Origin of the sequence: Streptomyces triticagri, from assembly GCF_003429565.1 — a bacterium.
Classification (GTDB): domain Bacteria; phylum Actinomycetota; class Actinomycetes; order Streptomycetales; family Streptomycetaceae; genus Streptomyces; species Streptomyces triticagri.
Window position 1 is genome coordinate 88158 of the sequence record NZ_QUAK01000083.1, and the last position, 6124, is coordinate 94281.

The following is a 6124-nucleotide window of genomic DNA, read 5'->3' on the forward strand; positions in this document are numbered from 1 at the left end:
CGCCCGGGCGTTCCTTCACTGATCGTTCGTGTTCGTGCGCCGGGTGCGCCCCCGGTGGCGGGCGGGCAGCGACACCTCGAACCAGACCGTCTTGCCGTCGCCCGCGCCGCTGGCACCCCACTCGCGGGAGAGGCTGTCGACCACGGCGAGCCCTCGCCCGTACTCGTCGTCCGGGCCCGCGCTGCGCAGGGTGGGCAGGGTGTGGTCGTCGTCCTCGACCTCGCAGTGCAGGCTGTCGGTGCGCACCAGGCGCAGCTCGACGGGGCGCCGACGGCTGTGGCGCACGGCGTTGGTGACCAGCTCGCTGACCATCAGCTCCACCGGCTCGGACCGGTCCGCGAGGTCCCAGTCGGCGAGCCGGTCGCGTACGACGGACCGGGCGCGGGCGACCTCGCCCGGCTCGAGGGCGAACTGCCAGCTCGCCACGGATTCGGACACGATGCCGTTCAGCCGGGCCATCAGGAGGGCCACGTCGTCCTTGCGGCCGCCGCGGGTGGCAAGGGCCCGGATGATGGTGTCGCAGGCGGCGTCCATCGAGGCGGCGGGGTGCGCGGCCGACTCGCAGAGCGTGGCGAGCCCGACGCCGATGTCCTCGCCGCGCATCTCGACCAGGCCGTCCGTGCACATCACGAGCCGGTCGCCGGGCGCCACCGGCACCCGTACGGCCTCGAAGGGGACCCCGCCGACACCGATCGGCGCACCGGTGGGCAGCTCCAGGAGGTCGCTGCGGCCGTCCTCGGCCCGCACCACGACGGGCGGGATGTGCCCCGCATTGGCCAGGCAGAGCTCGCCGGCGATCGGGTCGTACACCGCATAGAGGCAGGTCGCCAGATACTGCTCGCCGAGCCGCTGGGCGAGGTCGTCGAGATTGCGCAGCAGCTGGGCGGGCGGCAGGTCGAGCGCGGCCATCGTCTGCACCGCGGTGCGCAACTGGCCCATCATCGCTGCCGAGTTGAGGCCGTGTCCCATCACGTCGCCGACGACCAGGGCGGTGCGCGAGCCGGGCAGCTTCACGGAGTCGAACCAGTCGCCGCCGATCCGGCCGAGCAGGGTGCCGGGCAGATAGCGGGTGGCGATGTCGCAGCCGGCCATGCGGGGCGCGATGTGCGGAAGCATCGAGTCCTGCAGGGTCTCGGCGACGTTCTCCTGGTACGTGTACATCCGTGCGTTGTCGAGTACGAGACCGGCGCGGGCGGCGAGTTCGGCGCCGGTGACGCGGTCCATGTCGTTGAACAGGGCGCGCTCCGGGTGGCGGAGCAGCACCATGAAGCCGAGCACCACATTGCGCGCCTTGAGCGGCACGACCAGCATCGAACGATTGTTGATCAGCGGGCGGATGTCGCGCTTCTCGAACTGCGAGGCGATGGCGGTGCCCATCTCTTCGCTGATCTTCGGCACCAGGACCGGCTCGCCGGTGGTCATGCACTGGAAGAACGGGGTGTGCACCGGGAAGGGCATGGACTCGCCGACCGGCACCACGTCGTCCCAGCGCCCAGGCTCGTCGGTGTGCTCGACGGCCACGCGGTGCCAGAGGGTGGTGGCGTCCGGTACGCCGTCGGGGAATCCCTCGCCCGCGACGACCTGCTCGCGCAGATAGGTGCCGGCCACGTCCGTGAAGCGGGGCACGACCGCGCGGCTGACCTCGAGGACGGTCTGCGAGAGGTCGAGGGAGGAGCCGATGCGCCCGCTGACCTCGTTGAGGAACTCGAGGCGCTCGCGGACCGCGGCGTACTCGAGGTCGTCCGCCTCGTCCTCGGGTCGGCGCTGTACGGGGATTCCGGCGGCCGCGTCCTCGGCGGCACGCCGCCTGCGCGCCCGGCGCTCGGCCCGCCGCGGCACACCCCAGTCGGGTGTCACGGGCACCCGGTCGTGCCGGCTGAACTCGAGTACGGGATAGCCGAGTTCGAGCACCTGGGAGACGATCCGGGAGCCCTCGGACACGCTCATGCTGGGCAGGATCTCGGGGAATCTGCGGGCGAGTTCCGATGCGTCGTCGAATTCGGTGTGCAGCGCGAATCCGGGCGCGATGCGCTCCGGCGCGGCTCCCTCGTCGGGGCTCTCGACGGGGCTCTCGTCGCCGAGCCGCTCCGCGTCCGCGGCGAGTACCAGGAGCCGCTCAGGACCGGGGCCGACCAGCGGATAGGCCCACCACAGCACGTCCGTACGGGGCCGGCCCGGCTCGGAGACACGGGCGCGGCCGGCGGCGGGGTAGGAGGTGCGGCCGTCGAGCGAGGTCTCCAGATCGGGCCCGATCGCGTCGTAGGCGTCGACCGGCGCGTCGGCGTCCGCCCCGAACTCGCCTTGCCCGTACGCCCCTTGCCCGTACGTCTGCCCGTAAGCCCCTTGCCCGTGGGCTCCTTCGCCGGGCGCCTCGTCCGGGTCGGGCAGTGCGCCGGAGACGGGGAGCAGATCAGCGGCGGAGCGGCCGACCGCGTCCTCCTTGCGCCAGCCGAACAGGCGGCGCGCGCCGCTGCTCCAGTGGGTGACCAGGCCGGCCCCATCGATCACCACCACGGCCAGCGGGATGCGCCCGGCGACGGCCGCCTGCGCGGTCGGCACTCCCGGGGTGCCACGCTCCATGGCCTCGGCTCCTTCCGATGACGGCGCAGGATCTGCGCCGTCCCAACCACGGTACGGGGCGCGCGGGTTGCCATGTGGAGCAACGTAGGAATTCGGCCGTGCGCCCCCTGCCGACCGCCCGGGCGCCCCTTCTCGTCCGCGGGGCGCCGGTCCGGCGGGTCGGCGCGGAGGTCAGTCCTCGTGGCCGAGCTGCAGGTCCCGTTCGGTGCGGCCGCCTCCGGCGACCTGCAGCACGGTGGCCACCGGCGGGTAGCCGGCGGCGATCACGGTGTACTCGCCGGAGGCCAGGTCGATGAAACGGAAGGTGCCGTCGGGGCCCGTGGTGATGGTGTCGACGACATTTCCGGCCACGTCGAGGAGGGTGACCCGGGCGTCCTCGACGGGCCGGCCGCCACTCGCCCGTACGGTGCCGCGCAGCACTGCGCCGCCGGCGAGTTCGATGTCCTGGCGGGTCTCCCGGGAGGCCTGGACGCTGACCGGCAGCGCGGCCGGCCGGAAGGCGGGTGCACTGGCCGCCAGGGTGTACTCGCCGGCGACGAGCTCGGCCATCACATAGCCGCCCTCGCGTCCGCTGCGGGCCGTGGTCACCACCTCGCCGCGTACGTCGGTGAGGGTGACGGTGGCGTCCCGTACCGGGGTGCCGTCGGCGGTGACGACCGTCCCGGCGAGCCGGCCGGCGCCGCCGAGCACCACATCGAGGTCGACCGGCCGCTCCCCCACCGTGACGGTGACGGCCTGCGGCTGGTGGCCGCCGGCCGCGGCGATCAGCACGAAGCTGCCGCCGCCGGGAGTCGCGAGGGCGTAGCGGCCGTCGTCGCCGCTGGCCCCGCGGCCGACCTGGCGGCCCGTCACATCGATCAGGGTGAGGGCGGCGCGCGGTACGGCGGTGCCGTCGGGGTGCTGCACGGAGCCGCAGACGGGCACTCCGGTGCTGGCCGGTGAGGTGGTGCGGGCGGCCGGGATCGGCGCGGGCTCGGCGGGGGCGTTGTGGGACACCAGGGGTTTCTCCTTGAGGAAGAAGGCGATGAGCAGTCCGAGCGCGAGCACCGGGACGAGGTAGAGGAAGATCCGCGGCATCGCGTCGGCGTAGGCCTGGATGTAGCCCTCGCGCAGTCCCTCGGGCAGGGAGTGGACGAGCTGCGGGGTGATGGACTCGGCGTCGGGCAGATCGGTGTTCGCCGGCACCCGGTCCTCGAGCGCGTCGGTGAGCCGGCCGGCGAAGAGGGTGCCGAAGACGGCCGCGCCGACGCTGCCGCCGATCTGCCGGAAGTAGTTGTTGGCGCTGGTGGCGGTGCCGAGGTCGGCGGGCCGTACGGCGTTCTGCACGGCCAGGATCAGTACGGGCATGATGAGGCCGATGCCGATGCCGAGTACGGCCATCCAGATGCTGTAGGTCAGCCGTGGGGTGTCGGTCTCGAGCAGGGAGAGCAGCCACATGCCGGCCACGGAGGCGGCGCCGCCGAGAATCGGATAGATGCGGTAGTGCCCGGTGTGGCTGATGAGTTGGCCGGAGATGATCGAGGCGCCGACGACGCCGCCCATCATGGGGAGCATGAGCAGTCCGGACTCGGTGGCCGTGGCGCCGTCGACCATCTGCAGGAAGGTCGGCAGATAGCTGGCGGCGCCGAAGAGCGCGACGCCCACCACGGCGCCCATCAGCGAGGTCACGTTGAAGGTCGGGTCCTTGAACAGCCGCAGCGGGATGAGCGGTTCGGGCGCGAAGTGCTCGGCGACCAGGAACAGCAGCACGCTGAGCACCGCTCCGGCGCCGAGGCCGAGGATGACGCGGTCGTCCCAGTCGTACTCGGTGCCGCCCCAACTGGTCAGCAGGACGAGGCAGGTGGAGGCCGCGGCGAGCAGCAGCGCGCCGAGCACGTCCAGGCGGGGGCGTGCGGTGGGCTTGGGAAGCTTGAGCACCACGGTGATCACCGCAAGGGTGAGGAGACCGAACGGCACATTGATGTAGAAGCACCAGCGCCAGCTCGCGTGGTCGGTGAAGAAGCCGCCGAGCAGCGGCCCTGCGACGGAGGCGAGACCGAAGGCGGCGCCGATGATGCCCATGTAGCGGCCGCGTTCACGGGGCGGCACGATGTCGGCGATGATCGCCTGTACGCCGATGAACAGGCCGCCCGCGCCGATGCCTTGTACGGCCCGGAAGGCGATCAGCTCGTCCATGCTGCGCGACCAGCCGGCCAGCGCGGAGCCGATGACGAAGACGACGATGGCGAACTGGAAGACGCCCTTGCGGCCGAAGAGGTCGCCGAGCTTGCCGTAGATCGGCAGGCCGATCGTGGAGGTCAGCAGATAGGCGGTGATGGCCCAGGACATCTTGTCCAGGCCGTGCAGTTCGCCGACGATCTTCGGCAGGGCGGTGGCGACGATCATCTGCTCGAGCGCCGCGAGGAGCAGCGCGAGCATCAGGCCGACGAAGACCATCCGCACCTGGCGCGGGTTGAGCGGGGCGTCGGCGGGTGGCTGGGCGGTGGGTTCGCGTGGTGGCGGTGCGGCTGCCGACGGTGCGGCCTCCTCGCCCTTCACCAGAGTCGTTCCGCCCACGTGTACCGCTCCCCTCGTCGCGCCTGCGCCGCCCATTTCTCGCATTGGGCGACAACTGCTTGCAAGCGGGGCGAGTCATCAGGAATGCGGCTGCACCGGGCGTATGCGCCGGTGGGAGCCCTACGCCGTACAAGTGCGCCGGAGCGGAAACCACTCGAAACGGTGAGCCGTTGAGCGACCGGCACGGACGTCGGGCCGTCACCCGGTGAGGGGCGACGGCCCGATCTGCCTTTGCACGGGCGGCTGTTGGGCCGGGGAGCCGGACTCCGTCCGCCCGGTGTCCGGCTACTTCTTCTCGGTGTGCGCGGCGAGCTTGGCCAGCACGGCGTCGTAGATGCGGCCGAGGCCCTTGGGGGCGAAGGTCTTCTCGAAGAAGCCGCCGATGCCGCCGGCTCCGTTCCACACTGTGGTGACGACGACGCGGGACCTTCCCTCGCCGGCCGGGGTGACGGTCCAGGTGGTGACCATCGAGGAGTTGCGGTCCGTCTCCACCAGGCGGCCGTCGCTGGGCTCGGTGACATCGAGCAGGCAGTCGCGCACCCGCTTGCTGGTCGCCTGCAGCTTCCAGTGCACGACGGTGCCCGCGCCGTCGCCGCCCTCCTTCACCTGGTACTCGCTGAAGTGCTCGGGCAGCAGGTTCGCGCGCGTACCCGCGTAGTCCGCGAGCGCGTCGAAGACGTCGTCCGGGTCCGCCGCGATGGTCCGCTCCGTCACGGCTTCGACCTGTGCCATGGCACTTCCTCCAGATGGTTCGGGGCTGAGCAGAAGAGACGTGCCCCATTGTGACCCGCGCACGGGGGCGCACGGACCGGCGGGGGCAGCCGAACGAACAAGCCCCTCCGGCAGGTGTAACAAGCAAGCCCCTCCGGCGTTTGAGGAGGCCCCTCCGGCAGGAGTAACAAGCAAGCCCCTCCGGCGTTTGAGGAGGCCCCTCCGGCAGGAGTTTCGGGAAGGGGCGGGGTGGGGAACTCAGCGCCGAAGCGCCCCT

At 71.9% G+C, this 6124-nt stretch carries 3 protein-coding genes; all 3 read right to left on the minus strand.

The genetic code is table 11. From position 1 onward, the window contains the following. Positions 1-15 precede the first annotated feature (15 nt). A complete protein-coding gene (locus tag DY218_RS15610; RefSeq protein ID WP_128556627.1) occupies positions 16-2580 on the minus strand; it encodes a SpoIIE family protein phosphatase in 2565 nt (854 codons plus the stop codon). A gap of 171 nt (positions 2581-2751) precedes the next feature. Beyond that, positions 2752-5136 carry an MFS transporter gene (locus DY218_RS15615; RefSeq protein ID WP_233521617.1) on the minus strand — a complete coding sequence of 795 codons (2385 nt, stop codon included), beginning with the start codon at positions 5134-5136 and terminating at the stop codon, positions 2752-2754. Positions 5137-5421: 285 nt separating this feature from the next. Further along, positions 5422-5868 carry an SRPBCC family protein gene (locus DY218_RS15620; protein ID WP_128556629.1) on the minus strand — a complete coding sequence of 149 codons (447 nt, stop codon included), beginning with the start codon at positions 5866-5868 and terminating at the stop codon, positions 5422-5424. Positions 5869-6124: the final 256 nt, after the last annotated feature.